Origin of the sequence: Bradyrhizobium sp. SZCCHNR1043 (assembly GCF_032489675.1) — a bacterium.
Lineage (GTDB): Bacteria > Pseudomonadota > Alphaproteobacteria > Rhizobiales > Xanthobacteraceae > Bradyrhizobium.
Genome location: NZ_JAUEYN010000008.1, coordinates 319,395 through 346,326, shown reverse-complemented (window position 1 = coordinate 346,326; position 26,932 = coordinate 319,395). Strand labels below are relative to the sequence as shown.

At 66.6% G+C, this 26,932-nt stretch carries 21 protein-coding genes; 8 read left to right on the top strand and 13 right to left on the bottom strand.

What is annotated here, in order from left to right; all coding sequences use genetic code 11:
• Positions 1-77: 77 nt before the first annotated feature.
• Positions 78-1,304, top strand: coding sequence for an MFS transporter (locus QX039_RS16530; RefSeq protein WP_315771077.1), 1,227 nt, complete (start codon positions 78-80; stop codon positions 1,302-1,304).
• A 99-nt stretch (positions 1,305-1,403) separates the two neighbouring features.
• On the opposite strand, the gene QX039_RS16525 is transcribed toward QX039_RS16530, so the two are convergent.
• The 5 genes from QX039_RS16525 to QX039_RS16505 form a co-directional block, all read right to left on the bottom strand.
• The gene (locus QX039_RS16525) at positions 1,404-2,159 is read right to left on the bottom strand and encodes an SDR family oxidoreductase (RefSeq protein WP_315737451.1); all 756 of its coding nucleotides are present in this window, start codon (positions 2,157-2,159) and stop codon (positions 1,404-1,406) included.
• Positions 2,160-2,203: 44 nt separating this feature from the next.
• A complete protein-coding gene (locus tag QX039_RS16520) occupies positions 2,204-2,962 on the bottom strand; it encodes a peptidase (RefSeq protein ID WP_284419127.1) in 759 nt (252 codons plus the stop codon).
• A gap of 208 nt (positions 2,963-3,170) precedes the next feature.
• The gene (locus QX039_RS16515) at positions 3,171-4,019 is read right to left on the bottom strand and encodes a transglutaminase family protein (protein ID WP_315771078.1); all 849 of its coding nucleotides are present in this window, start codon (positions 4,017-4,019) and stop codon (positions 3,171-3,173) included.
• 172 nt (positions 4,020-4,191) lie between these two features.
• A complete protein-coding gene (locus QX039_RS16510) occupies positions 4,192-5,136 on the bottom strand; it encodes an alpha-E domain-containing protein (protein WP_315737453.1) in 945 nt (314 codons plus the stop codon).
• Positions 5,137-5,216: 80 nt separating this feature from the next.
• Positions 5,217-6,635, bottom strand: coding sequence for a circularly permuted type 2 ATP-grasp protein (locus tag QX039_RS16505; protein WP_315759532.1), 1,419 nt, complete (start codon positions 6,633-6,635; stop codon positions 5,217-5,219).
• Between the two features lie 228 nt (positions 6,636-6,863).
• Between QX039_RS16505 and QX039_RS16500 the strand changes: the two genes are divergently transcribed.
• From QX039_RS16500 to QX039_RS16490, 3 genes are all read left to right on the top strand, one after another.
• On the top strand, positions 6,864-7,601 hold the full coding sequence (locus QX039_RS16500; protein ID WP_315771079.1) for a competence/damage-inducible protein A: 738 nt from the start codon (positions 6,864-6,866) through the stop codon (positions 7,599-7,601).
• Between the two features lie 38 nt (positions 7,602-7,639).
• A complete protein-coding gene (gene gpt, locus QX039_RS16495; protein ID WP_315771080.1) occupies positions 7,640-8,161 on the top strand; it encodes a xanthine phosphoribosyltransferase in 522 nt (173 codons plus the stop codon).
• A 106-nt stretch (positions 8,162-8,267) separates the two neighbouring features.
• Positions 8,268-8,885, top strand: a complete 618-nt coding sequence (locus QX039_RS16490) for a hypothetical protein (protein WP_315771082.1) — start codon at positions 8,268-8,270, stop codon at positions 8,883-8,885.
• 51 nt (positions 8,886-8,936) lie between these two features.
• Here QX039_RS16490 and QX039_RS16485 read toward each other — a convergent pair whose 3' ends face one another.
• Both QX039_RS16485 and QX039_RS16480 read right to left on the bottom strand, forming a co-directional pair.
• Entirely contained in the window at positions 8,937-12,026 is a 3,090-nt protein-coding gene (locus QX039_RS16485) for an autotransporter domain-containing protein (protein WP_409998838.1), read from the bottom strand.
• Between the two features lie 587 nt (positions 12,027-12,613).
• Positions 12,614-13,636, bottom strand: coding sequence for a methionine synthase (locus QX039_RS16480; RefSeq protein ID WP_315737459.1), 1,023 nt, complete (start codon positions 13,634-13,636; stop codon positions 12,614-12,616).
• Positions 13,637-13,778: 142 nt separating this feature from the next.
• Here QX039_RS16480 and QX039_RS16475 point away from each other — a divergent pair, with 142 nt between their 5' ends.
• The 4 genes from QX039_RS16475 to QX039_RS16460 all read left to right on the top strand — a co-directional run bounded on the left by QX039_RS16475 (position 13,779) and on the right by QX039_RS16460 (position 18,443).
• Positions 13,779-14,483 (top strand): glutathione binding-like protein, encoded by a 705-nt coding sequence (locus QX039_RS16475; RefSeq protein WP_315737460.1) that lies wholly within the window; start codon positions 13,779-13,781, stop codon positions 14,481-14,483.
• 242 nt (positions 14,484-14,725) lie between these two features.
• Positions 14,726-15,334 carry a 2-hydroxychromene-2-carboxylate isomerase gene (locus tag QX039_RS16470; RefSeq protein WP_315737461.1) on the top strand — a complete coding sequence of 203 codons (609 nt, stop codon included), beginning with the start codon at positions 14,726-14,728 and terminating at the stop codon, positions 15,332-15,334.
• Positions 15,334-16,311 (top strand): NADPH:quinone oxidoreductase family protein, encoded by a 978-nt coding sequence (locus QX039_RS16465; protein ID WP_315737462.1) that lies wholly within the window; start codon positions 15,334-15,336, stop codon positions 16,309-16,311. The genes QX039_RS16470 and QX039_RS16465 overlap by 1 nt, the downstream gene beginning before the upstream one ends.
• A 92-nt stretch (positions 16,312-16,403) precedes the next feature.
• A complete protein-coding gene (locus QX039_RS16460) occupies positions 16,404-18,443 on the top strand; it encodes a methyl-accepting chemotaxis protein (RefSeq protein WP_315737463.1) in 2,040 nt (679 codons plus the stop codon).
• A 250-nt stretch (positions 18,444-18,693) separates the two neighbouring features.
• Here the strand turns inward: QX039_RS16460 and QX039_RS16455 are convergent, their stop codons facing one another.
• From QX039_RS16455 to QX039_RS16430, 6 genes are all read right to left on the bottom strand, one after another.
• Entirely contained in the window at positions 18,694-19,584 is an 891-nt protein-coding gene (locus tag QX039_RS16455; RefSeq protein WP_315737464.1) for a crotonase/enoyl-CoA hydratase family protein, read from the bottom strand.
• Between the two features lie 243 nt (positions 19,585-19,827).
• Positions 19,828-21,243, bottom strand: a complete 1,416-nt coding sequence (locus tag QX039_RS16450) for an amidase (RefSeq protein ID WP_315737465.1) — start codon at positions 21,241-21,243, stop codon at positions 19,828-19,830.
• A 61-nt stretch (positions 21,244-21,304) separates the two neighbouring features.
• Positions 21,305-22,468 (bottom strand): M20 aminoacylase family protein, encoded by a 1,164-nt coding sequence (locus QX039_RS16445; protein ID WP_315737466.1) that lies wholly within the window; start codon positions 22,466-22,468, stop codon positions 21,305-21,307.
• A 22-nt stretch (positions 22,469-22,490) separates the two neighbouring features.
• On the bottom strand, positions 22,491-23,990 hold the full coding sequence (locus tag QX039_RS16440) for a M81 family metallopeptidase (protein ID WP_315737467.1): 1,500 nt from the start codon (positions 23,988-23,990) through the stop codon (positions 22,491-22,493).
• A 268-nt stretch (positions 23,991-24,258) separates the two neighbouring features.
• Positions 24,259-25,905: an ABC transporter ATP-binding protein gene (locus QX039_RS16435; RefSeq protein ID WP_315737468.1), complete on the bottom strand. Its 1,647-nt coding sequence runs from the start codon at positions 25,903-25,905 to the stop codon at positions 24,259-24,261.
• 132 nt (positions 25,906-26,037) lie between these two features.
• Entirely contained in the window at positions 26,038-26,928 is an 891-nt protein-coding gene (locus tag QX039_RS16430) for an ABC transporter permease (protein WP_315714711.1), read from the bottom strand.
• Between the last annotated feature and the right edge of the window lie 4 nt (positions 26,929-26,932).

Below are 26,932 nucleotides of genomic sequence, written 5' to 3'. Positions count from 1 at the left end.
AGCCGCGCGCAATGCCGTGCGGCCATGCGGGGCCCGCGATTGACAAGGAGTGGGGGCTGCGTCACGCAGGCGCCATCATGTCGTCCACCGTCCCGATCGGCGCGCGCGATCTCTTGAAGCAAAGCGCGTTCCTGTTCTTCCTGTCGTCCCGCAGCCTGTCGCGCTTTGCGAGCCAGATCGCCGCAGTGGCGATCGGCTGGCAGATCTACGATCTCACCGGGCGTGCCTTCGATCTCGGCATGGTCGGGCTGATCCAGTTCCTGCCGACGGCGCTGCTGGTGTTCGTCGCCGGCAGCGCCGCCGACCGATTCCAGCGCAAGCGCGTCGTGCAGCTCTGTCAGCTCGTCGAGGCGCTGACGGCGCTCTATCTGTGCTGGGGCGCCTACGCCGGTCAGCTCGGCGAATTCGAACTGTTTGCTGCGATCTTCGTGCTCGGCATTGCCGGGGCGTTCGAGAGCCCCGCGACCGCGGCGCTGCTGCCGCTGATCGCCCCGGCAGGCACGCTGCAGCGGGCGAGCGCGCTGTCGAGCGGGGCCGCGCAACTCGCGACCATCGCCGGTCCCGCCATCGGCGGCTTCGCCTATGCGGTCGCGCCGGGTCTACCCTATGGCATCATGATGCTGTTCTGGATTGCCGGCATGGGGCTGACCGGCCTGATGCAGGTACCGGAGGACGTGCCGGTCGAGCGGATCGACGGCAGCAAGGCCGACCTGTTCGCTGGCGTCCGCTTCATCCGCGCCCATCCTGCGATTCTCGGCACCATCTCGCTCGATCTGTTCGCGGTGCTGCTCGGCGGCGTCACGGCCTTGCTGCCGATCTATGCGCGCGACGTCCTTCAGGCCGGGCCGTTCGGGCTCGGCGTGCTGCGCGCAGCGCCCGCGGTCGGCGCGCTGGCGATGACGGCGGTGCTGGCGCGCTACACCATCCGGCGGCGCGTCGGCCTGCGCATGTTCCAGGCGGTGATCGTGTTCGGCGCGGCGACGGTCGTGTTCGCCGTCTCGCATGTGATGTGGATCTCGGTCGCTGCGCTCGCCATTCTCGGTGCCGCCGACACCATCAGCGTCGTGATCCGCTTCTCGTTGGTGCAGCTCGCGACGCCCAACGAGATGCGCGGCCGCGTCGGCGCGGTGAACTTCCTGTTCATCAACGCCTCCAACCAGCTCGGCCAGTTCGAGAGCGGCATCACCGCCGCGCTGCTCGGCGCCATGCCCGCCGCCATCCTCGGCGGCGTCGGCACCATCGCGGTCGCGCTTCTGTGGATGAAGCTGTTTCCGACGCTGCGGAAGGTGGAGCGGTTGGAGTAGGAGTCGTGGAGGCACCCTGCCGTAGGGTGGGCAAAGCGGCCGCCCGAAGGGCGGCAGCGTGCCCACCATTGAGCGGCATCATGAGCGGCCAGACGGTGGCTAGCCCCGTCCCACGAACGGCATCTTGGTCGCCATCACGGTGATGAACAGGACGTTGGCGTCGAGCGGCAGCGAGGCCATGTAGGCGACGGCGTCGCCGACGGCCTTCACGTCCATGCGCGGCTCCGGCATCATGCGGCCGTCGGGCTGCAGTACGCCGCCGACCATGCGCTCGGTCATCGGCGTCTCGGCGTTGCCGATGTCGATCTGGCCGACCGCGATGTCATAGGCGCGGCCGTCGAGATTCGACGCTTTCGTCAGACCCGTGATCGCGTGCTTGGTCGAGGTGTAGGGCGAGGAAAACGGTCGCGGTGCATGCGCCGAGATCGAGCCGTTGTTGATGATGCGGCCGCCGCGCGGCGACTGATCCTTCATGATGCGGAAGGCGTGCTGCGTGCACAGGAACGGCGCGGTGAGGTTGGTCGCCACCACCGACTGCCACTGCTGCAAAGTGAGGTCCTCGAACGGCACCGGCGGCGCACCCATGCCGGCGTTGTTGAACAGCACGTCGAGTCGGCCGTAGGTCGACTTCACGGTGTCGAACAGCGCCGCGATCGAGGCGGGATCGGTCATGTCGGCGGGGACGGGCAGGCTCATGCCCGGCTCGCCGAGCTTCGCGGTCTCCTCCAGCATCTCCTTGCGGCGGCCGACCAGCACCACGGTGAAGCCGCCCTTCATCAGCGCCAGCGATGCGGCGCGGCCGACCCCCGTGCCTGCGCCCGTCACCAGGGCGATCTTCTTTGCCGCTTCAGCCATGTTTCCTCACCTTCAGTTCACGTGTCTTGCAGTGTTCTGCAGTTTCAGTGTTTCGACTCGCTCTGAGTCTTGTAGGGCGGCCTTGGAATGTTGTTGTGCGCCGCGCGCAGGGCCGCCGACCAGCGCGAGCGGAGATCGTGGAAATAGGGCTCGCCGGCCTCGATGCGGTGGTTGAGGTCGGCCTCGCAGGCCTCCGCGCGCACCACCAGCACGTCGATCGGAAGGCCGACGCCGAGATTGGAGCGCATCGTCGAGTCCATCGAGATCAGGCCCGTCTTCAGCGCCTCGTAGAGCTCGACGTCGTAATGCATGGCGCGGTCCAGCACCGGCTTGCCGTATTTGTGCTCGCCGATCTGCAGATAGGGCGTGTCGGTGGTGCATTCGATGAAGTTGCCGGCGGTGTAGACCATGAACAGCCGCATCCGCGAGCCCTTGATCTGGCCGCCGAACAGGAAGGAGACGTCGAACGAGATGTCTTCGGCCTTCAGCGCCGGGCCTTCGGTGGCGTGCACCATGCGGATCGCCTTGCCGATGCGCTGTGCGGCCTGAAACATGGTCGGCGCGTTCATCAGGGTCTCGACCTCGCCGGTCTCGGGGTCCTCCATCCCTTCGGTCAAGGTCGAGAGCACGGACTGGCTGACGGCGAGATTGCCGGCGCTGGCGACCGCCACGATGCGCTCGCCCGGATTGGAGAAGATGTGCAGCTTGCGGAAGGTCGAGACGTTGTCGAGACCGGCGTTGGTTCGGGTGTCCGCGATCATGACGAGGCCGTCACGCACCAGAATTCCGCAGCAATAGGTCATCTCAGTCCCCTCGAGCCATTGCGCGAATTACTAGCGAAAATCGCCCCTTCGTCCAACCCCGCACTTCCGTAGCCCGGATGAGCGGAGCGACATCCGGGATCTCACGCGCTGTCTCGGTGAACCCGCATGTCGCTTCCGCCTTCGCCCTTGCGGGCTTCGGCGGACAAGCCGCTCATGCGGGCCACGGGAAGACCGGCGGTTCCGGAATTCAGGACTGCCGCTGCGACTGCGATTGCGACGGGCCGCCGCGGCCGACCTGCTCGACCTTCACCTTCACGGTGAGCGTCTCGGTCCCGCCTCCATAGCGGGTGCCGCGCACCGGGGCGGCGCCGAGATAATCGAGCCCGATGGCGACCCGGACATGGGCGTCGGTGGTGCAGATGCAGTTGGCGGCGTCGAAACCGACCCAGCCGAGATTCGGCACATAGGCTTCCGCCCAGGCATGGCCGGCTTCTTGGTGCACTGCACCATCAGAGCGCAGGAAGTGGCCGGACACAAAACGCGCGGGGATGCCGGCGGCGCGCGCGCAGGCGATGAAGATGTGCGCATAGTCCTGGCAGACGCCGCGCTTCAGCACGAAGGCTTCCGCCGCCGAGGTGCCGCTGTGGGTCGGATCCTCGTCGAAGGTCATGTGCTCGTAGACCTGCACCATCAGGGTGTGCAGAAGACCGAGCGCGTCGCTGTCCGATTCCGCGCGCAGATCGCGCACGACGGCGGCCATGGCGGCATTGGCAGCCGTGAGGGGTGTCTGCCGGAGGAAGAAGCTGGGCGGGAAGCGCTCGTCCGCTCCCTTCAACACGCCGCCGGTGTCGTGCGTCTCGACCAGGCCTTCGGCCGTGATCGTGAGGTCCTCGAGTGCGCCATGGGTGATCACATGGGTGACGTTGCCGAATGCGTCTTCATGCATGTCGAGGCGGGCATCGGTCGACACGTCGATCTGCCACTCCGCCACATATTGGCCGTCATTGCTGCCGGGCGTCATGCGGATGATCTGGATGGCGCCGGTCGCCGCTGGCTCGTACCGGTAGGTGGTGGAATGGGAGATACGCAGGCGCATGGCGGTCGACCAGTCTTCGTCAGATGTGCTGTCCGCGGTAGCTCGTTTCACCTCCCCCTGAAAGGGGGAAGGAGGACCCCTCGGGCGAAGGGGAGGGCGCCCGGCGCCGGACGTGGTCTCGCAGACACAGTCCGACGGCCGCCCATCGCTGTTTCCGCTGCGCTCCGGGCGCTCAGATCAGATACTGCTTGGTGATGATCTCTCCAAGTCGCGAATTGTCGGCGATGAACTCCTGGATGAACTCGTGCACGCCGCGCTGGAAGATGTCGTCCATGTTGGAGTGGTCGAGCCGGTTGCGGACGCCGCGGGCATGACGCTGCGCCGCCCCCTGGCGGCCATAGGCGACGCCAATCTGGTCGAGATTGCGGACGAGGTTGCCGTAGCAGCTCGCCAGCGAGCGCGGCAGCGTGTCGTTGAGGATCAGGAGGTCCGCGATCAGCCAGGGCTTCAGCGTCTCGCGATAGACCCAGTGATAGGCCGTGAGCGCCGACACCGAACGCAGGATCGAGGTCCATTGATAATAGTCCAGCGGGCCGCCGACATGCTCGTCCTCGGGCAGCAGCACGTGATATTTGACGTCGAGAATACGCGCGGTGTTGTCGGCGCGCTCCAGATGCAGGCCGAGCCGCGAGAACCAGTAGGCGTCGTTGCGCAGCATCGTCCGGTAGGCCGAGCCGTCGAAGCGCAGCGAGGTCTCCTGCACGAAGCGCAGAAAGCGCGCGAGATCCTCGCGGGTCTTGGTGCCCTTGCTCCAGACTTCCTGCAGCTCGATCCAGGAACCGTTGAGCGTGTCCCACATCTCCGAGGTGAGCGCCGTGCGCACCGAGCGGGCATTGAGACGGGCGGCCTCGATGCAGTTCTTGATCGAGGACGGGTTCGACGGATTGAACGAGAGATATTCGACGACGTTCTGCTCGTTGGCCTCGGAGTAGTGCTCGTAGAAGCTGACATTGACGCCGGCGGTCATCAGCGCCGACTCCCACTCGTTGGTCTTGCCGATATAGGCCGCGGGAAGGGCGGTGACGCGCAAGGTGGCGTCGATGGTGCGGGCGAGATACTCGGCGCGCTCGACGTAGCGGGCCAGCCAGTACAGGTTTTCGGCGGTGCGCGACAGCATGGGCAATCTACAAGCTGCGGAGTGATCCCGCCTCGGTGGCGGGAAAGGCAAGTATGGATCGAAAGTTTGTGAGGCGAGGCTTACTCATCCAGCACCCATGTATCCTTGGTGCCGCCGCCCTGGCTGGAATTGACCACCAGCGAGCCCTCCTTCAGTGCCACGCGGGTGAGGCCGCCCGGCACGATGGTGGTGCGGTCGCGTCCGGTGAGCACGAACGGGCGCAGGTCGACATGGCGCGGCGCCAGCCCTGACGTGACGCAGGTCGGGCAGGTCGACAGCGCCAAGGTCGGCTGGGCAATGAAGCCCTCCGGCTCGCGCTTGAGCTTGTCGCGGAACGCCTCGATGGTCGCCTTGGTGGCGGCCGGGCCGATCAGCATGCCGTAGCCACCCGAGCCGTGCACCTCCTTGACCACGAGCTCGCCGAGATGGTCGAGCACGTAGGACAGATCCTGCGGCTCGCGGCAGCGCCAGGTCTGCACGTTCTTCAGGATCGGCTCCTCGCCCAGATAGAACTTCACGACGTCCGGCATGTAGGAGTAGATCGCCTTGTCGTCGGCGATGCCGGTGCCGACCGCGTTGGCGAGCGTGACGTTGCCGGCGACGTAGGCCGACATCAGGCCGGGCACGCCGAGCGCCGAGTCGGGGCGGAAGGTGAGGGGGTCGAGGAAGTCGTCGTCGACGCGGCGGTAGATCACGTCGACCCGCTTCAGCCCCTCGGTGGTGCGCATGAACACCTCATCGTTCTTGACGATGAGGTCACGGCCCTCGACCAGCTCGATGCCGAGCTTGTCGGCGAGAAAGGAGTGCTCGTAGTAGGCGGAGTTGTAGATGCCGGGCGTCATCAGCGCCACCGTCGGCTCGGCCGAGGCGCTGAGCGGCGCGACCGAGCGCAGCGCCGACAGCAACTCGTCCGGATAGCGCTCGACCGGCGCGACGCGGTGGCGCGCGAACAGGTCCGGAAACAGCCGCATCATGATCTCGCGGTTTTCCAGCATGTAGGACACGCCGGACGGCGTGCGCGCGTTGTCCTCGAGCACGATGAAGTCGTTGGCGTCGACGCGGACGATGTCGATGCCGGCAATGTGGACGTAGACGTCGTGCGGCACGTCCTGCCCGTTCATCTCCGGGCGGAACACGGGATTCTGAAAGATCAGGTCATCCGGCACGACGTTGGCGCGCAGGATGTCCCGGCCGTGATAGATGTCGCGCAGGAACATGTTCAGCGCCTTGACGCGCTGCTTCAGCCCCTTTTCCAGCAGCGCCCATTCCTTGCCCGACAGGATGCGCGGAATGACGTCGAACGGGATCAGCCGCTCCTGCGCCTCCGCCTCGCCATAGACCGCGAAGGTGATGCCGATTCGCCGGAACAGCAGCTCCGCCTCGTGGCGGCGATACTCCAGCGCCTCCGGCGGCGTTTCCTTCAGCCACCGCGACAGCTCCTGATAAGCCTGACGGACCTCGCCGCCCGGCTCGTTCATTTCGTCGAACGCAACTGCCATAGATGCCCGTGTGTCCCAGCCTCGCCATACACTGCATGACTCTGCATGACGGTAGCAAGGGCCGGGCCAGCGCGATATGCATTCTCCTGCGGCATTTCGTGGGGGTTGCTGAAGCCATGCCCGAAAAACCGGCTGCGTCGTGCTCAAATCCGCGGCATAGACTGCGACGTTCCGGATGACATTGGCGCCGTGGCGGGCCAAAAGAGACGGCAGATGCGAGGAGAGACCATGAGCGAGATCGTCACCGCGGGGTTGCTGGTCATCGGCGACGAGATCCTGTCCGGCCGGACCAAGGACAAGAACATCGGCTTCATCGCCGAATACCTCACCAATCTCGGCATCGACCTCAAGGAAGTCCGGGTGGTCTCGGACGACGAGCCGGACATCATCGCGGCGCTCGACGCGCTGCGGCATCGCTACACCTATGTGTTCACCACCGGCGGCATCGGTCCGACCCATGACGATATCACCGCGGATGCGATCGCGAAGGCGTTCGGCGTCGGCATCGACCACCATCCCGAGGTGGTGGCGCGCTTCCGAGAGCGCTGGAGCGAGCAGGAGCTCAACGAGGCGCGGCTGCGCATGGCGCGCATCCCCGACGGCGCCGAGCTGATCCAGAGCGCGACCATCCTGGCGCCGGGCTTCAAGCTCGGCAACGTCATCGTCATGGCCGGCGTGCCCTCGATCATGCAGGCGATGATGGACATCGTGGCGCCGAAGCTGAAATCGGGCGTGCGGATGCTGTCCGAGACGGTGCGCGCCAATGCGCGCGAGGGCGACATCGGCGGTCCCTTGCGCGAGATCGCCAAGGTGCACCCGGACACCATCATTGGCAGCTATCCGTTCATCGACGAGGACCAGAAGCCGAATACGCATCTGGTGGTGCGCTCGCGCGACCAGGACAAGCTGTCGGCCGCGATGGCAGCGGTGAAGGAGATGCTCGCCGGGCTTAACGTGACGCGCTAAAGCAGGGACAGCTTTCGAGAACCCACGGACGAGATGAGATGCCAGACAAGACTTTGAGTGCAGAGGAGCGCGCGGGCCGGGCCTTCCCGGTGTCCTGGGACCAGTTTCATCGCGATTGCCGGGCGCTGACCTGGCGGCTGAACGAGATCGGGCCGTTTCATGCCGTGGTGGCCATCACCCGCGGCGGACTGGTGCCGGCGGCGATCGTGGCGCGCGAGCTAGGCGTGCGGGTCATCGATACGATCTGCATCGCGAGCTATGACCACACCAAGCAGGGCGAGCTTCAGGTCCTCAAGGGGATTTCAAACGACACCGCGCAACTCGGTGGCGGCACCGGCAAAGGGCTCCTGATCGTCGATGACCTCGTCGACACCGGCAAGACCGGACGCATGGTCCGCGAGATTCTCCCCGACGCGCATTTCGCCACCGTCTACGCCAAGCCGAAGGGCCGGCCGCTGGTCGACACCTTCATCACCGAGGTGTCGCAGGACACCTGGATCTTCTTCCCCTGGGACACCGCGCTGTCCTTCGCGCCGCCGCTGCGCGACGGGGCGGCGTGAGGAGGGCGCGAATGGCGGATAGGGAGTAGCGAATAGGGAATTCGGGTGGGCGAGGCGTTCGCTATTCGCTACTCCCCATTCGCTATTCGCCAGCCGAAGGCTCGCCATGCCGCTGCAGAACCGCGTCACGCCGATGGGCGATATCGTCGCCGCGCCGCATCGCGGCCTCTTCACCGGAAATCGCGGCATCATCCACGACCCCGCGACGAAGACGCTGCTGAACCGGCGCTGGTCGAGTCCCGCCTGGCTGGTCTGCCTGTGCGAGTTTCGCGGCAAGCGCCGCAAGGTCATGGCAACGCAAAGCTGGACCGAGCTGTTCTTCCTTGACGAGGCGACCGCGCTCGCCGCCGGTCATCGCCCCTGCTTCTACTGCCGCCGCGACGACGCCAAGAGGTTTCGCGCGGCGTGGGAGGAGGGCAACGGCGTCAGATCTCTGCGCGTCTCCGAGATCGATCGGGTGCTCCATCGCGAGCGTCTCGATCGCGGTCGCAAGCGCCTGCATCCGCTGCCGATGCCGCTCGCCGCCTTGCCCGACGGCGCCATGGTGCAGGCGGGCGAGGAGAGCTTTCTGATCCGAAAAGGCTGGGCGCTGCCCTGGTTGGCGGCGGGGTATGACGCTCCACGCGCAGGGATTACCGACGCGTTGCTGCTGACCCCGCCCTCGACGCTGCGCGCGATCAAGGCGGGCTACGCGCCGGTGCTGCATCCGAGCGCGATGACCTGACCGTCGGGTGATCGGGCCGCCGTACGGATGTGCTGCGCGGAGCTCCGCGCGTCACCACGTGTAGCGCACGATGCCCTTGCCGGCGTAGCTGCGGGTCACATCCGAGAACTCACCCTCGAAGCTCGCGCCGGCCGACCAGCCGTTCCGCCACTTCATCTCGGCAGAGACCGTCGTCAGCGCCGAATTCTGCGCCTGCCGCGCGCCGTTGACGACGAAGGATGCGCCCGGAAGGGCCTGGAACGTGGCCCCGGCCGACCGGCTGGGGTTGAAGTCATAGGCCCAAGCGAAGCGGCTGCGCAGCGTGAATACGCCGTCGGACACCGCATAGGATTTGTCGGTGCGCAGGCCCAGCTCCGACCGCGTATCGGTGACGTTCTGTGATCCGAAGCGGAGCGCGAAGGTATTGGCGCCGGCGACCGCATTCTCCGCATAGCCCGGCAGGCTGAACGTCGTGAACTGCGCCGCGGCGTAAGGCGTGATCCCGAACCCCATCCAGGGCGACACGAAGCGATAGCCGCCTTCCAGCCGGCCGGCAAAGGTGTTGGCGTCGAAATTGGCGCGCAGCTGGTCGACGCCGGCCACGGTCACAGTGCGGTTGGTGGTGATGTTCTGCCAGCCATACGCCAGTGCCCCCGAGATATAGCCTGCGCCGATATTGTGCCTGACGAAGGCGCCGGCCTGGAACAGGTCGGACCGGCCGCTGCCGCCATTGGCGACGCTGAACGTGGTGCCGCCGCCGGCCATCGAGAAACCGGCGATGGTGAACGGCGAGAAGCGATAGTCGGCGCCGACGGCCGTGCCGTAGAGGTTGCTGGTCGTGTTGTTCGAGCCCAGCGCGGTGCTGCCGTCGGTGGTCTGCGAGCCGCCAAAGCCGGCCGCCCATACGCTCCAGCCCGGTCTGGCCACGGGCGCGGCCGGCGCCTTGGTGTAGATCGCGGCCAGGGCGTCGTTCGGATTGCGCTTGCTGGCATAAGCGAGCGTCTCCTCCGCATAGCCGATTGCTCCGCCGGGCGCAGATCCCGAGTCGCCGCGACCGGCAACGAACGGGTCGGTCATGACGCCCATGAACTGCGTCATCGCGTTGAACGTCGTCTGCTGCGAGCCGGTCGAGGTCTCGCCGGAGATCTGCGTCAGTCCCGTTGGTGTCAAACCGGTGAAGACTACGGGGATGCTGCCATTCGTGTTGAAGTAGTTGGTGAGCGCGTTGCTGACGTTCTGCTGATTGATGTTCCCCGCCGGCGTGCCCATCGAGAGGTTGAGGAAAACATCGTTGCCATCATAGCTCAGCGTCGAGGTGAACCCGGCTGGGAGGTTGGTGTTGGTAATGCCGCCGAACGTGCCGCTGATGCCGCCGGTCGCGGTCAGAATGGTGTATTGTTTGGAGATGTAGCTGCCGTTCGCGAAGGTCGCGGTGACGGCGGCGCCACCGAGCGTCGCAGTGCCCGTCACGGCCGCGAACGACGCCGTGCTCGGATTCACCTGCACCAGATATTGCGCACCCGACTGGAACGCGAGGTTGCCGGTGATCGCCATGGAGGAGGCCGGGGTGCCATTGCCGGGCGAGAACGTGCCCGAGATCGTCGCGTTGGCGCCGGTGACGGTGCCATCTCCGCTCAGCGTGCCGAACGTCTTGTTGAAGCCGTTGAGATCCAGCGTGGCGCCGGACAGCACGCTGAACACCGTGCTGGCGCCGAACGCGCCGGCCGAGCCCGCGCGCAGCGTACCGGCGTCGACATTGGTCGCGCCGGTGTAGGTGTTGGTGCCCGAGAGCAGCAGGATGCCGCCGCCCGCCTTCACCAGGGTGCCGGCGGAGGCGCCGTCGCCGACGATGCCTTGCAACGTGGTCGTGGTCGCGCTGGCAATGTCGAGCGTCGACAGCCCGGCAATCTTGAAGTCGCGGCCGTTGGCGAACGTCGTCGTGCCGGTGACCGCCAATGTGCCGCCGTTGGAAATGATCACGTCGTTGGCGACGTTGCCGAGATTGGCGGTGGCGCCGACCGAGAGCGTGCCGGCGCTGATGTTGACGTTGCCGGTGAACGTATTGGTCGCCGACAGCACCAGCGTCCCTGCACCGGTCTTGTTGAGTGCCGTGTTGACGCCTCCGGTCGTCAGGCCGGTGCCGCCGATCGAGTCGCCATAGGTCACGGTCCCGCCGGACACGCTGATATTGGCCATCACGCCGCTCAGGAAGATGCCGGCGCCCTGCGCTGCGCCGGCCGCCGCTGAAAATCCGTTGATCGCGCTTGGCCCGATCCCGATGCCGGGGGTGCCGGCGGTGCCACCGGTGACGGTGTTGCCGGAAATCGGCGAGTCGAGAATCGTCAGCGTGCCGCCGGTGGCGACATAGATGGCACCACCATTGGCTGCGCCGCCATTGCCGCCGGCGCCGCCGTCGGAGCCGGGCCCAGGCCCGCCCGAGCCGCTGGCATTCGTAGCGCCGTCGCCGCCGGTGCCGCCGTTGCCGCCATTGGCGTTGCCGGTGCCGCCGCCATTGTTGTTGGTGTAGGTGTTGCTGTTGGTGGTGCCGGAGCCGCCGCCACCACCACCGCCGTCACCGAGCGCGGCGCCCGCGGTGCCGGTCGTGCCTTGCGTGCCGGTATGTCCGCCGGTGCCGCCCGCACCGCCGCCGCCGCTGGCGCCGCCGTTGTTCGCGGCACCGCCCGTGCCGCCATTGCCGCCGTTCACCGGGTCGGCTGCCGCGTTCTGTGCGCTGCCGCCGTTGCCGCCACTGCCGCCGGTGGCGCTGTTGCTGGTGAAGGTCACCGCGGCGATCGTGACGTTGGCGCCGCTGCCGACCAGCAGGCCGCCGCCGGCACCAAGACCACCGCCGCCGCCGCCGCCGGAGCCATAGGCCAAGCCGCCGCTGTAATAGCCGTTCTGTCCGTTCTGACCATTGCCGCCGATCGCTGCCATGTTGGCGATCGACAGGCTGGAGATGTTGACGGTCGGCGCGTTGGCACCGCTGACGACGATGCCTTGAAACGAGGAGGCGCCGTTGATGGTCTGGCCGTTACCGGTGATGTTCACCGTGACGTTGCTGTTGGCGGCCTGCAGTTGCGCAAGCGAGCTCGACAGCGTGAAGCCGCTGGTGATGTTGATGGTGACGGTCGAGTTGGCGCCAGCGGCGGCGACCGCTGCCACCGCCGCATTCCAGTCGGTCTGGTTGGCGACGTCGATCGCCAGGGCCTGGGTGCTCAGGAAAGTGCTTGCGCACAGGATCGATAGGGCCAGCCATCGCCGAGACTTTGATTTCGGCGCAGCAGTAATCGTTCTCGCAATGCAAGTCATCCCCATCCCCAGCAATGAAGGCAAACGTCAGATTTGAAACTGATGCAGGCGGCGGAAGCTCACCGCGTTAACAGGTAGTAACGAGATGAAATTCTCGTACACACATTGTCAAGAACGCGAAAGACACAGTGCTCTGCCAACGATGTTGCTGGGTATTTCGCTACCACGGTTGCCGAAGTTGATCACGACGAGATGTCGTCCCGTCGGCCGAGAGCAGCCCCAAACTAACAGTAAGGTGCACATGAGCGCTGCGCGCAGCGGGCGCAACGCTGCTGCTGATTCATCCGGAGTCTTACCGGCCGGTGCGCTCGCGCGAGCGCTCGTCAGCGTGCGAGAGGAGCCGACCGGGAGACAGACGGTGACCTGTGATGCTCCGGAGGCACCGCGTGAGTGGCGATGGGCGCCAGCATCGGTCGGCGTGCGCCGTCAATCGTGGCCGCTCAAGCGAACCGCTGCCGTGCCAGCTTTGCGCCGGTGCCGAGCGCCATCAGCTTGGCCTCGGCGATCTCGCGCCGCATCGGCGCCATGCCGCAATTGGTCGTGGCGATGATGTTCTCCTTCGGCACCACCTTCATGACGTCCTCGATGGTCTTGCAGACATCCTCGGCGGTCTCGATCGCGTCGCTGGCGACGTCGATGACGCCGGCCTGCACGATCTTGTTCTTGAGCAGGCCGAGCAGCTCGATCGGCACCTTCGAATTGCGGCATTCGACCGCGACCTGCTGGATGGTGCTGGCGTCGATGACCGGGAACGTCTCCTCATACTGCCGCCACTCGCCGCCGAGCGTCTCCTTCCAGTCGGTGTTGGCCTTGATGCCGTAGCCGTAGCAGATGTGCACGGCCGTCGGGCAGGTCAGCCCCTCGGCGGCGCGCTCCAGCGCCTTGATGCCCCAATCGCGCACCTCGTCCATGTAGACGTTGAAGGCGGGCTCGTCGAACTGGATCATGTCGATGCCGTCGTCGTGCAGCGCCTTGGCCTCCTGGTTCAGCAGCTCCGCGAAGGCGAACGCCATCTTGACGCGGTCGCCATAGTAGTTGTCGGCGATGGTGTCGATGATCGTCATCGGCCCCGGCAGGGTGAACTTCACGGCGCGCGTGGTGTGCGTGCGCGCGATCCGCGCCTCGTCACCATGGACGCGGCCCTTCAGCGACAACGGCGCCACGACCTGCGGCACCATCGCCTTGTAGCGATCCTTGCGGATGCCCATCTCGACCTTGTGCGCGAAGTCGATGCCCTCGACCCGCTCGAGGAAGCCGTGCACGAAATGCTGGCGCGACTGCTCGCCCTCGGTGAGGATGTCGATGCCGGAATCCTCCTGCAGCTTCAGCGCGAGAATGGTCGCGTCGCGCTTGGCGCGCGCAAGCTCATCGCCCTTCGACTTCCACGGGGCCCACAGCACGTTCGGCTCGGCCAGCCATTCCGGCTTCGGCAGCGAGCCTGCGATGGTCGATGGAAACAGCATGGTCGAACTCTCCGTCGGCGTATGGGGCGGTCAGGCTTGAGCGCCTGTCTGCCATGGCTTACCCTTCAGGTACAGAAGAACGAAGCCGCCTCGCGTGTTCCGCGGCGCGGCATAATGGTCCGGGGAAGGAATCGGGGAAAGCATGATCGATCTCCATTACGCGCCGACGCCGAACGGCTGGAAGATCTCGATCATGCTCGAGGAACTTGGGCTGCCCTATACCGTCATTCCCGTCGACATCCGCGCCGGCGACCAGTTCAAGCCGGAGTTCCTGGCGATCAGCCCGAACAACCGGATTCCGGCGATCGTCGATCATGCGCCGGCCGATGGCGGCGCGCCGTTCCCGGTGTTCGAGACCGGTGCCATCCTGATCTATCTCGCCGACAAGACCGGCCGTTTCCTGCCGCAGGAGACGCGGGCGCGCTCGCGCGTGATCCAATGGGTGATGTGGCAGATGGCGGGGCTCGGGCCAATGATGGGGCAGCACGGCCATTTCGCTCTGTATGCCGCCGAGAAGATTCCCTATGCGATCCAGCGCTACCGCGACGAGGTCGCACGGTTGTTCCACGTGCTCGAGGTGCAGCTCGGTAAGACCGGCGCCTATGTCGCCGGCGACGACTACACGATCGCCGACGTCGCCTGCTTTCCCTGGATGATGACGCACAAGGCCCAGGGCTTCACGCTCGACGACTACCCCCACACCAAGCGCTGGTACGCGACGTTGCGCGCGCGGCCGCAGCTGCAGGCCGGGCTTGCGATCGGCAAGTTCGTCAAGGAGCCGTTCAACGAGCAGTCGCGTCATGTGATGTTCGGCGCGCGCGCGAAGGAGATGATGGGGAGATCGTGAGCGAGCTCCGCGGCATCGCGAGGAGCATGGGGATAAGCGGGGATAAGCCATCCAGACCGTATGTTGCAGCCCCTGGATTGCTTCGTCGCTACGCTTCTCGCAATGACGGAGAGAGTGATGTGCGCCAACTGCCTCCGCCGTCATTGCGAGCGCAGCGAAGCAATCCAGGGGCGACACTAATGGTCTCAATGACTCCGTGGCGCTCTCGATGACGAACGCATCAAGACCTTGAGGAAACACACATGATCGAATTCTTCTTCGACTGCTCCAGCCCCTGGACCTATCTCGCCTTCCACAATATCCAGCCGCTCGCGCGCGAGTTCGGCGTCGACATCGTCTGGCGGCCCATTCTCGTCGGCGGCATCTTCAACACCGTCAATCCCAGCGTCTATGCGCAACGCGAGAAGCCGGTGCCGGCCAAGGCGGCCTACATGCTGAAGGACCTCGGCGACTGGGCGCGCTCGGCCGGGCTCAAGATCAAGATGCCGCCGACGGTGTTTCCGGTGAACAGCGTCAAGGCGATGCGCGGCTGCATCTGGCTTGGGCAGGACATGGTGCCGTTCGCGCGGACCGTGTTCGAGATCTACTGGGGGGAGGACCAGGACATCTCGCAGGATGCCGTGCTGACGGAGGTGTGCCGGCGTGTCGGCATCGACCCGAAGGCGTTCTTCGATGGGATCGCCCAGCAGGGCGTCAAGGACCAGCTGCGTATCAACACCGAGGAGGTCGTCAAGCGCGGCGGCTTCGGCTCGCCGACGATCTTCGTCAATGTAACCGACATGTATTTCGGCAACGATCGGCTGCCGCTGATCCGCGAGGCGCTGGCGAGGGCGAAGGGGCGCGCCAGCTGATGCCGCGGGCGATCGTCTGCCGCGAGCTCGGCCCGCCGGAGAAGCTGAGGCTGGAAAGCCTGCCGTCTCGTGTGTTGGCTGACGGCGAGGTGCGGGTGAGGATCCGCGCGGCCGGCATCAATTTCCCGGACATCCTCATGGCGGCGGGTGAGTATCAGCTCAAGCCGGAGCTGCCGTTCACGCCCGGCGTGGAGGCGGCCGGCGACGTCATCGCCACCGGCGCGGCCGTGACCGGCCATGCCGTCGGCGACAAGGTCATCGTTCGGATGCGCTTCGGCGCTTACGCCGAGGAGGCGTTGGTGGCAGGGAGCCAGCTCACGCCGCTGCCGTCGACCTTCGACTACGCGGAAGGCGCGACCTATCTCGTCGGCCATGGCACCGCCCATCACGCGCTGGTCGATCGCGGCCAGCTCAAGCCCGGCGAGACTCTGCTGGTGCACGGCGCCGGTGGCGGCGTCGGCCTCGCCGCCGTCGAGATCGGCAAGCTCTTGGGCGCGACGGTCATTGCAGCAGCGTCCTCGGAGGAGAAACTCGCGGTGGCACGCGCGCGTGGCGCCGATCATCTCGTGCTGTATGCGCGCGAGCCGTTCCGCGACGCCGTCAAGCGCATCACGGATGGGCGGGGCGTCGACGTCGTGTTCGACCCGGTGGGCGGCGAGGTGTTCGAGCACAGCGTCCGCTGCATCGCCTGGGGCGCGCGGCTGCTGGTGATCGGCTTCACCGGCGGCATCGGGCTCGCACGCACCAATTTGATCCTGATGAAGGGCGCCAGCGTGCTCGGCGTGCGCGCCGGCGAGGCCGTGCGCAGGGACCCTGAACTCGGAGAGCGACGCATGGCGGCGCTGCTGGCCTTCGCCGAGCAGGGCAGACTGCGGCCGAACGTGTCGCACCGCGTGCCCTTCGACAACTACGCATCGGCGATGCGGCTTTTGATCGAGCGCAGGGCGACCGGACGCGTCGCGCTGGTGATGGATTAGTTTGCAGGCGCCTGCCCAAAAATGTGGCGGACGGGTCTATGTATTTTTTTACCACTGGATTCATAGAATGATCGGACAGGTTGAGGCCGATCATGTTGAAGACGTCGAAGATACTTCACCGCATTGCCCTGTCTGCATTGCTGCCCATCCTCACATTGGCTGCGTTGGCGGCCTACGAGATCTCCACGAAATGGGCGGTGCGCGTCGAGATGACGCGCATGCAGCCGGTGGCGGAAGCCGTCGGCAAGCTCAGCCGTTTCGTTCATGAGCTGCAGCGTGAGCGCGGCATGTCGTCGGCGTTTCTCAGCAGCAAGGGCACGCAGATGCGCGCCGAGCTGGATCAGCAGCGCAGGCTGACCGATGGCGAGCGCGCGCATGCAGTCGCCGCGCTGGACGGGCTGCGCCGGAGCGGCGCGCTGGCCGAGGCGGCGCAGGCGAGCGAGCAGGCGTTGGCGCAGCTCGATCGCCATCGCGGCGACATCGACGCGCAAGCCATAACGCCGGCGGCGGCCGTCAGCGCTCTCACCGAGATTGTCGCCCGGCTGACCAGTCTGATCAGCAGCATGTCGACGCTGAGCGATGATGACGACATCTCCAAGGCGATCATCGCCTATGGCAACCTGACGGAAGGCAAGGAGCGCGCCGGCCTGGAGCGCGCGGTCGTGGCGGGAGGACTTGCCGCCGGTCGCTTCGAGCAGGCCGCCTATGCGCGTGCAATAGGGCTGGCTGCAGCGCAGGACAGTTATTTCGCGGCATTTCGCGCCGCCGCCTCGGCGAGAGGGCGTGCGGCGTTCGATGCGGCGATGACCGGACCGGCGATCGACGGCGTCGTTGCCATGCGCAAGGTGGTGGAGCAGGGCGGCGTCAGCGGTGATTTCAAAGGGCTCGCGAGCAAAGCCTGGTTCGATGCGGCCACGCTGCGGATCGATCTCCTGAAGCAGGTCGAAGACGCTCTGGCCGCCGAGCTGTCGGAGCTGATGGCCGGCAAGCAGGCCGCGGCCACGGCCAGCCTCGCCGCCGTCGGCGTGCTGCTGCTGCTCGCCTTGGCGCTGAGCCTCGCGATCGTCGTCGCGCTGGCGCGCAGCATCACCGGGCCGATCAACGCGCTGGCCGATACGATGACGCGGCTGGCGAAGGGCGATGTGAGCACCGCGATCGATGCGGTCGATCGGCGCGACGAGGTCGGCCTGATGGCGAGGGCAGTGCAGGTCTTCAAGGAGAACATGATTCATGGCGCCGAGCTCGCCGCCAGGGATGCGGAAGCGATGAGCCAGCGCGCCGAAAAAGCCAAGCGCGTCGGCGAGCTGACCGACCGTTTCAGCGGCGATATCGCGGCCGTGATCGATAGCGTGATCTCAGCCTCGGCACAGCTCGAATCGACGGCTGCCGTGATGAACCGGACGGCGAGCCGGACCTGCAGTGAAGCGAGCAGCGTCGCGCAGGCGACCGAGGCCGCATCGAGCAACATGCAGACGATGGCCGCGGCGACGGACCAACTGTCGAGCTCAGTCGCGGGCATCGGCGGTCAGGTGACGCAGTCGGCCGACATGGCGCAGAAGGCGGCCGCGGAAGGGCAGCGGACCAACGAGACCGTGCAGGGCCTTTCCAGCATGGCCGAACGGATCGGCGACATCGTGCGGTTGATCAGCGACATTGCCGGCCAGACCAACCTTCTCGCGCTCAATGCGACCATCGAGGCCGCGCGGGCGGGCGAAGCCGGCCGCGGCTTTGCCGTCGTCGCCGGCGAGGTGAAGCTGCTCGCGGAGCAGACCGCCAAGGCGACGGGCGAGATCCGCGCGCAGATCTCCGGAATGCAGGAGGTGTCGAGCGAGGCCGTGCGGGCCATCCGCGGCATCACCACGACCATCGGCGAGCTGAACGAGATCGCGTCGTCGATCGCGAATGCCGTCGAGGAGCAGGGCGCGGCCACGCGCGAGATGGCGCGCAACGTCCAGCACGCGGCCAAGGGGACCGACGAGATTTCGCAGAACATCCAGCAGGTCACGGCCGCCGCAAACGAGTCCGGCGTCACCGCCAGCCAGGTGCTCGGGGCGTCGGCGGAGCTGCTGCGCCAGTCCGAGAGCATGCGCCGCCATGTCGATGCCTTCATTCGCGGCATCAACGCGGCGTGAGCGATCGCACGCGATGGGATTGGCTGCTCATCGAGCGAAAGCGGCCGAGCGCGTGGCGCCGATGATCGTGGCGCTGATGAAGGAGTGACGCGGGCGCCACTCGCTGTCGTCCCGGCCTCAGCGCCGGGACCCATACCGCGTGATCCATCGTGCGGCACCCTGGACGTCGTTCCTCGCCAAACGGCATCCGGTGGCTGTTGATCCCGGATCGGCGCGCGCGTGCCGCGCGCTTGTCCGGGATGACAGCGTTCTATTTATACTCCCGCTCGTCCCACCACGGGAAATAGTCCGGCATGTCGGCGGTGACGGTGTTCTTGAACTGCGCCGGGCGCTTCTCCAGGAACGACACCACGCCTTCCTTGACGTCGTCGGAGCGGCCGCGCGCGTAGATGCCGCGGCTGTCGACCTTGTGCGCCTCCATCGGATCGTCGGCGCCCATCATGCGCCACATCATCTGACGGATCAGCGCGATCGACACCGGCGCGGTCTTGTCTGCGATCTCGCGCGCCAGGGCGCGCGCGGTGGGCAATAGTTCCTCCGGCGGCACCACCTTGCTGACGAGACGGCCGGCGAGCGCTTCCTGCGCCGGAAACACGCGGCCGGTGTAGCACCATTCCAGCGCCTGCGAGATGCCGACGATGCGCGGCAGGAACCAGCTCGACGCCGCCTCCGGCACGATGCCGCGCTGGGAGAACACGAAGCCGAACCGCGCGCCCTCCGAGGCGATGCGGATGTCCATCGCGAGCTGCATGGTGACACCGATGCCGACGGCCGGGCCGTTCACCGCGGCGATGACCGGCTTCAGCGACTTGAAGATGCGCAACGTCACCTGGCCGCCGCCGTCGCGCACCTGCGGATCAGAATAGTCGACGCGGCCATCGGCGTGGCGCTTCACCGGCCCGCGCTTGGCATCGCGATCGAACGTGTCGGCGCCGGAGGAGAGGTCGGCTCCGGCGCAGAAGGCGCGGCCCGCTCCGGTGACGATGATCGCCCTGACGCCGTCATCCTTGTCGGCGCGGTCGAAGGCGTCGATCAGCTCTTCCATCATGGTGCCGGTGAAGGCGTTGAGCTTCTCCGGCCGGTTCAGCGTGATGGTGAGGATCTTGTCGGCGACGTCGTAGAGAATGGTCTGATACGCCATGGGTGTTTCCTGATGTGTTATTGTTCTCGTTGTTAGAAACGTCATTCCGGACCGATGCGCAAGCATCAGGCCATGCGGCAAGTGCGTATGGTATTCCGTAGGGTGGGCAAAGGCGCGGCGCGCATCGCGCGCGGCGACGTGCCCACCATTTTCACCGATGGTCCGGCGGTGGGCACGGCGCCCGTCAGCAGCGGTGAGCGTGGATAGCGCCGTGTACGCGCCTTTGCCCACCCTACGAATCCGTCAGGGCGCCACCGGCCATGGCCGCTGCTCGCTGCGCAATCCTTCGAACGTCTTCGCCATCCCGAGCACGCCGACATCGTCGAAGCGGCGGCCGATGATCTGCAGGCCGATCGGGAAGCCGTCGGCGTCATAGCCGGCATTGACTGAGATCGCCGGGTTCTCCGACATGTTCCACGGCACGGTGTAGGTGATGTGCTCGAACGGCCTCTCGGGGTCGTTGACCGGCGAGGCGAGCTCGGCGGGGAATTTCACGCCGGGCGAGACCGGTGAGATGACGTAGTCGTAGTCGCAGAACAGTCTTGCTGCGGCGGCGCGCAAGGTCATCGTGACGTTGAAGCCCCTGATGACCTCGACGCCCGATAGTGCGGCGCCGCGCTCGGCCCATTGCAGGATGTAGGGCAGGGTCTTCGCACGCACCTCGGGCGCCAGCCGCGCCAGATCGTCCCACAGCCGCGCACGCCAGAAATTGTCGAGACCATCGAGCATCTCGCGCGTCAGGAAGCCCTTGACCTCGCTGATCACGGCGCCGGCGCCCTCGAACGCTTCGGCTGCCGCCAGCGTCGTCGTACGCACCGGCTCCTCGAGCGCCTGGCCGACGTCGCCGAGATCGAGCATCAGGCCGATGCGCAGCTTGCGCACCGGCTTCTCCGCGACCTTCCAGTGCAGGTCCGAGGGCGGCAGGCTGGTGCCGTCGCGCCTGTCCGGCTTCGACAGCACGCTCATCATCAGCGCAGCATCGTCGACGATGCGCGTCATCGGACCGGCGACGCGGCCGACATAGGGCGGGTCGATCGGCACGCGGCCGAAGCTCGGCTTGAGGCCGACGAGGCCGCACCACGACGCGGGCAGCCGGATCGAGCCGCCGATATCGGTGCCGACATGCAGCGGGCCATAGCCGGCTGCGGCCGCGGCACCCGCGCCGGCGCTGGAGCCGCCGGGGTTCATCCGCAGGTCCCACGGATTGCGCGTCAGCGGATGGAAGCTCGACAAGCCCGACGACAGCATGCCGTAATCGGGCATCGTGGTCTTGGCGAAGATGATCGCGCCGGCCTCGCGCAGCCGCGCCACCGGCGGTGCGTCGGCCGCCAGCGGCGCGCGCGTGACGCTGGCTGCGCCGAGCGGCATCGGCTGGCCCTTGGTGGCGATGTTGTCCTTCACCGTCGCCGGCACGCCGTCGAGGACGCCTGCCGGCTCGTCCTTGGCCCAACGCTCGGTCGAGGCCTTCGCTGCCGCCCGCGCCCCGTCGACATCGAGCAGATACAGCGCCTTGATATGCGGCTCCCACACTGCGACATGCGCCAGCACGTCGTCCATCACCTCGGACGGCGAGAACTGGCGCGCGCGATAGCCGGCGATCAGGTCGACGGCGGAGAGATCGTGCAGCGACGTGATGTCGTCAGAGGCGGGCTTGTGCATGCTGGTGCTCCGTTGCCGAAGTTCATCTCAATTCGCGCCCGCTCATTGACGTAGATCAGCGCTAAGCTGCCGGCAGACGAGTCTCGATGATGCGGGCGAACATGCTGGCGCCGATCGGCAGGATCTTGTCGTCGAGCACGTAGCCGGGATTGTGCACCGGCACCGAGCCGTCATGGCCGACCCAGAAATAGGCGCCCGGAATCGTCTGCAGCATGTCGGCGAAATCCTCGCTGCCCATCTTCGGCGTCGAGCGGGTCAGCACCTTGGACGGCTCGACCACGGTGCGCGCGACCTGCTCGACGACCTTGGACTGCTCCTCCTGGTTCACCAGCACGCTGAACGTGTCGCGGATGTCGACATCGATCTCGCAATTGAACGCCGCCGCCATGCCGGCGCAGATCGCGCGCATGCGCTCGCGCACCAGCGCGCGCACGGGGTCCGAGAACGCGCGCACGGTGCCGCACAGCCAGGCATCGCCGGGAATGACGTTGTAGGCCGAGCCGGCATGGATCTGCGTGATCGAGACAACGGCCGCCTGCAGCGGCTCGACATTGCGGCTGACGATGGTCTGGATCGCCTGCGCCACGCTGGTCGCGATCACCACCGCGTCCTTGGAGCGCTCGGGCATCGCGCCATGGGCGCCGTAACCGGAGATGCGGATGTCGAAGAAATCGGCGCCGGCCATGGCCGGGCCGGGCAGGATCGCGATCTCGCCATGCTCCAGGTCGGGCGCGTTGTGCAGGCCGTACAGTTCGTCGCACGGGAACTTCTGGAACAGGCCGTCCGTGATCATCGCCCGCGCGCCGCCGAGGCCTTCCTCTGCCGGCTGGAAGATGAAGTGCACGGTGCCGTCGAAATTGCGGGTCTCGGCGAGATAGCGCGCGGTGCCGAGCAGCATCGTGGTGTGGCCGTCATGGCCGCAGCCATGGAAGCGACCGGGGATCGTCGAGCGCCACGGCAGGTTGGTGTTCTCCTCCATCGGCAGCGCATCCATGTCGGCGCGCAAGCCGATCCTCTTGCCGCTATCGCCTTTGCCCTTGAGCACGCCGATCACGCCGGTGCCGCCGAGGCCGCGATGCACCTCGATGCCCCATTGCGCGAGCTTCTCGGCGACGATGCCGGAGGTCCGCGTCTCCTCGAAGCCGATCTCGGGATGGGCGTGCAGGTCGCGGCGGATGGCGGTGAGTTCGTCGGCGTAACCTTGGATGCGATCGATGGTGGGCATGGGTGCTTTTTCCTGGAGAGGTTTAAGCTTTGAACGCCGGACCGTTCGGCTTGAGGCGGACGCCCGGACGCAGGCTGGTCCAGGGCAAAGTGGAGGGATCGGCGGGCATCGCGCCGGGCGCGGCGCAGATCAGGAGATGTTCCGCGATCGGTTCGAAATCGGCGCGGAAATGCACTGAGCTCTTGTTGACGAGAATCGCCTGCGCGGTCGGCTCGATGCCGACGAAGCGGTACATTTCCTGGTCGGCGAGCTGGGACTTGTGCGAAGCCACGACGACGCGGACATCGCCAATGCGCAAGCACGCTGACGGTCCCATTTCCATCTTGCGGCCTCCGTAAAACGGACCCGGCGCGACGAAACGTCCATCGGACAGCTTCTCGACGATGAAGCTCTCCTCGAACGGCGCATCGCCGGGAATGCCGCTCTTGCCGCCGAGCGACAGCGTCACGGTGGCCCCTTCGCCGGCCGCGTGCGCGGCGAGCGCCGCTTGCGGATCGTAGATCATGCCGATCGCGGCGCGGCTGGCGCGGTTGCGCACCAGCGCGCGCAGCATGCCGGTCGTATCGGAATCACCGCCCGCGCCGGGATTGTCCTGGGTGTCGGCGATCACGATCGGGCGTGTCGCCGTCTTCGCCAGCGTCATCGCATGGCGCACGCCGTCATCGGGTGCGTAGATGCGGCCGTCGAAATCATCCTCGTGGCCCGCGACGATCGCCGCGATCGCATCCGCCGCGGCGTCCGCGTCGGCCTGCGTCCGGCCATAGGCGAACACGCTCGGGCCGCAATGCGCGAAATCGGCGGCGGGAAAGCCGGGCGCGAACGACAGCGTCGGCACGGCCTCGCTCTGCAGCGCCGCAAGCTTCTCGTAGATGCCCTTGGTCGGCTGGTCGTTGGTGCATTGCCAACTGATCGGGATCAGGAACGGCAATTGCCGGAAGGCTTTCGCCAGCGGCGCCTTTGCGCGCAGCAGCAGGGAGAGATGCTCGGCGCTGGCGCGGCCGGTGTCGGCCATGTCGGTGTGCGGATATTTCCGGTAGGCGATCAGCGCATCGGCATGTGCCATCATCTCGGGCGTGACGTTGGCATGCAGATCGAGGCTCGCGACCAGCGGCACGTTCGGGCCGATGACCTTGCGCACGCGCGCCAGGATCTCGCCTTCGCCGTCGTCAAGATGCTCGGCCACCATCGCGCCGTGCAGATCGAGATAGACGCCGTCGAGCGGGCCGGCGGCCTTGATGCGCTCGACCATCACGGTCGTGATGCGCTCGAACGCGTCCCTGGTGACATGCGCCGAGGGACTCGCCGCGCAGGCGATGGTGGGCACGACGTCCCAGCCGTAGGATTCCGCGACCGCCATGAAGCCGGCCTGGCCGGCATTGATGCCGCGCATCGTCGTGAGCACGGAGGCCGCATCGGCGATCGAGGCGCGGCCGCCGCCATGCATGAACGCGTCGTAGTCCGCTTTCGTCCGTGCGAATGTATTGGTCTCGTGCAGAAAGCCGCCGATCGCGACGCGCGTCATCACTCCGCCTCAGGCTGTTGGTGGTGCGATGACGTTAGACCGCGTATCGCGGCCCACGCAAGCGATCGAGCGATGCCGTTTTGCATGCGGGCCACGATGACGGCGCGTTGGCGCGGTGGCGTCTCGTCGTGGGTCCTTGCCGGCTCAGCGACGCAGTTCAGAGTCCCCGGGCCGCCTGGATTGCTTCGCTGCGAAGCAAGCCAGGATCCGTCTAGATATCCAGTCTGGATTGCTTCACCGCTTGCCGCGACGGCGGTGGGTGGCGTTGCTACGCCACTGCTTCCGACACCGGCCGGAAGTTGGCGAAGTCCCAGTTCCGTCCCGGCGCCGCTTCGAGCAGCGCGCGCGTGTAGGCTTCCTTCGGATGCGTCAGGATCTCGCCGGCCGGACCCTGTTCGACGATGCGCCCCTTCTGCATCACGACGACGTCGTCGCAGATCTGCGCGGCAACGCGCAGGTCATGCGTGATAAACAGGATGGCGATGCCGAGCCGGCGCTGGATCTCGTCGAGCAGCTCCAGCACCTGCGCCTGTACCGAGACGTCGAGCGCAGACACCGCTTCATCCGCGACAAGCACGTCGGGATCGAGCGCGAGCGCGCGGGCGATAGCGATGCGCTGGCGCTGGCCGCCGGAGAACTGGTGCGGGTAGCGTGAGATCGCGTCCGCGGGCAGGCCGACCAGCTCGAGCAGCTCGCGCGCCCGCGCCATCGCCTTGTCATGCGAGGTGCCGTAGTTGACCGGTCCCTCGGCGATGCTTTCACCGACGGTCAGCCGCGGGTTGAGCGAGCGGTAGGGATCCTGGAACACGATCTGGATCCGCTTGCGATGCGGCTGCAGCAGCCGGCGGGTCAGGATCGAGATCTCATGGCCGGCGAGGCGGACGCCGCCGGAGGTCGGATCGATCAGCCGGACGATGCAGCGGGCCACCGTCGACTTGCCGGAGCCGCTTTCGCCGACGATGCCGAGCGTGCGGCCCTTGCGCAGGGTGAGCGTGACGTTCTGCGCGGCGACGACTTCGCGCGCTTTGCCGAGGAACGAACGCTCGCGATAGACCTTGCCGAGCTCGTTGGTCTCCAGCACCACCGGCTCGGTGCTGTCCGGCCGCGGCGGACGCGGGATCAGGCTGGGCACGGAAGCGAGCAGGTTGCGCGTGTAGTCCATCTCGGGCGCCCGCAGGATCTTGTCGAGCGCGCCGGTCTCGACCAAGCGTCCCTGGCGCATCACCGAGACGCGATCGGCGATCTCGGCGACCACGCCCATGTCGTGGGTGATGAACAGCACGGCGGTGCCGTGATCGCGCTGCAACTCGCGGATCAGCGAGAGGATCTGCTTCTGCGTGGTGACGTCGAGTGCGGTGGTCGGCTCGTCGGCGATCAGGAGTTTCGGCTCGAGCACCAGCGCCATCGCGATCATGATGCGCTGGCGCTGGCCGCCGGACAGGCGATGGGGATAGGAGCCGAAAATGCGCTCGACGTCGGGCAGGTGGACCTGCTCCATCATGTCGAGGATGCGCTTGCGCCGCGTGCGCGCATCGAGGGACGTATGCGCGCGCAGCACCTCGTCGATCTGGCGGCCCACCGGCACGACCGGATTGAGCGCGGTCATCGGCTCCTGGAAGATCATCGCCATCCGGGTGGCGCGCAGCTCGCGCAGCCGGCGATCGCTCGCGGTGAGCAGCTCTTCGCCGACCAGCTTGACGCTGCCGCCGACGGCATGCAGCGCGTTCTTCGGCAACAGGCCCATGGTGGTCAGCGACGTCACCGATTTGCCGGAGCCGCTTTCGCCGACGACGCAGAGCGTCTCGCCCTTTTCGACCTTGATCGAGACGCCGTCGATGATGCGCGGGCCGTTCGGGTTCTTCGTCTTGCCGACGGTGACGACGAGATTGTCGATGTCGAGGATGGTGTCGGTCATTTCAAAGCTCTCTGTGTCGTCGTTCCGCGATGGTCCGAAGGACCAGACCCGGAACCTCGAGATTCCGGGTTCGCGTCTCCGACGCGCCCCGGAATGACGTCGTCGTTTTTCGGTTCGCCCCAGGCATAGCCGTCACTTGCCGGCCTCGCGCTGCTTCATGCGCGGATCGAGCGCGTCGCGCGCGGCGTCGCCGATCAGGTTGATCGAGAGGATGGCGATCGACAGCAACAGGCCGGGCCAGAAGATCAGCGATGGCTTGATCTGGAAGTAGGAGCGGCCCTCGGCCATGATGTTGCCCCAGGTCGGCGTCTCCGGGCTGATGCCGGCGCCGAGAAACGACAGGATCGCCTCGGTGAGAATGGCGGCGGCGCAGATGTAGGTGCCCTGGACGATCAGCGGCGCGATCGTGTTCGGCATCAGATGCCGCCACATGATCTTGGGCATCGACGTGCCCAATGAAATCGCAGCTTCGACATAGGGCTCCTCGCGTGCCGTCAGCACGACCGAGCGAACCAGGCGCGCGACGCGCGGGATCTCGACGATGGTGATCGCGATCATCACGGTGCCGACGCTGGCGCCCGACAGCGAGACGACGGCGATGGCGAGCAGGATGCTCGGGATCGCCATCAGGCCGTCCATCACGCGCATCAGGATGGCGTCCACCCAGCGGAAGAAGCCGGAGACGAGGCCGATCACGAGCCCGATCGCGATCGAGATGATCGCGGCGCCGACGCCGACCAGAAGCGAGATGCGGCCGCCATAGATCGTGCGCGACAACAGGTCGCGGCCATAGGCGTCGGTGCCGAGGAGGTGTTGCGCGCTCGACGGCTTGAGCCGCTGCGCCGGAGCGAGCAGCACGGGATCGTGCGGCGCCAGCAGCGGTGCCAGGATCGAGATCAGCACGATGAGCGACAGGCAGACGGTCGCCACGGCGATGATCGGGGTCGAGGTGAGAAAGCCGAACCGGGGACCCAGTCGCGTGGTGACCGGGATCGACGGCTCAGGGGTGGTAACGATCGCCATCGGA

Coding starts and splice junctions, on each gene's coding strand:
- QX039_RS16530 (WP_315771077.1), top strand. CDS start 78: ATGTCGTCCACCGTCCCGATCGGCGCGCGCGATCTCTTGAAGCAAAGC.
- QX039_RS16525 (WP_315737451.1), bottom strand. CDS start 2,159: ATGGCTGAAGCGGCAAAGAAGATCGCCCTGGTGACGGGCGCAGGCACG.
- QX039_RS16520 (WP_284419127.1), bottom strand. CDS start 2,962: ATGACCTATTGCTGCGGAATTCTGGTGCGTGACGGCCTCGTCATGATC.
- QX039_RS16515 (WP_315771078.1), bottom strand. CDS start 4,019: ATGCGCCTGCGTATCTCCCATTCCACCACCTACCGGTACGAGCCAGCG.
- QX039_RS16510 (WP_315737453.1), bottom strand. CDS start 5,136: ATGCTGTCGCGCACCGCCGAAAACCTGTACTGGCTGGCCCGCTACGTC.
- QX039_RS16505 (WP_315759532.1), bottom strand. CDS start 6,635: ATGGCAGTTGCGTTCGACGAAATGAACGAGCCGGGCGGCGAGGTCCGT.
- QX039_RS16500 (WP_315771079.1), top strand. CDS start 6,864: ATGAGCGAGATCGTCACCGCGGGGTTGCTGGTCATCGGCGACGAGATC.
- gpt (WP_315771080.1), top strand. CDS start 7,640: ATGCCAGACAAGACTTTGAGTGCAGAGGAGCGCGCGGGCCGGGCCTTC.
- QX039_RS16490 (WP_315771082.1), top strand. CDS start 8,268: ATGCCGCTGCAGAACCGCGTCACGCCGATGGGCGATATCGTCGCCGCG.
- QX039_RS16480 (WP_315737459.1), bottom strand. CDS start 13,636: ATGCTGTTTCCATCGACCATCGCAGGCTCGCTGCCGAAGCCGGAATGG.
- QX039_RS16475 (WP_315737460.1), top strand. CDS start 13,779: ATGATCGATCTCCATTACGCGCCGACGCCGAACGGCTGGAAGATCTCG.
- QX039_RS16470 (WP_315737461.1), top strand. CDS start 14,726: ATGATCGAATTCTTCTTCGACTGCTCCAGCCCCTGGACCTATCTCGCC.
- QX039_RS16465 (WP_315737462.1), top strand. CDS start 15,334: ATGCCGCGGGCGATCGTCTGCCGCGAGCTCGGCCCGCCGGAGAAGCTG.
- QX039_RS16460 (WP_315737463.1), top strand. CDS start 16,404: ATGTTGAAGACGTCGAAGATACTTCACCGCATTGCCCTGTCTGCATTG.
- QX039_RS16455 (WP_315737464.1), bottom strand. CDS start 19,584: ATGGCGTATCAGACCATTCTCTACGACGTCGCCGACAAGATCCTCACC.
- QX039_RS16450 (WP_315737465.1), bottom strand. CDS start 21,243: ATGCACAAGCCCGCCTCTGACGACATCACGTCGCTGCACGATCTCTCC.
- QX039_RS16445 (WP_315737466.1), bottom strand. CDS start 22,468: ATGCCCACCATCGATCGCATCCAAGGTTACGCCGACGAACTCACCGCC.
- QX039_RS16440 (WP_315737467.1), bottom strand. CDS start 23,990: ATGACGCGCGTCGCGATCGGCGGCTTTCTGCACGAGACCAATACATTC.
- QX039_RS16435 (WP_315737468.1), bottom strand. CDS start 25,905: ATGACCGACACCATCCTCGACATCGACAATCTCGTCGTCACCGTCGGC.
- QX039_RS16430 (WP_315714711.1), bottom strand. CDS start 26,928: ATGGCGATCGTTACCACCCCTGAGCCGTCGATCCCGGTCACCACGCGA.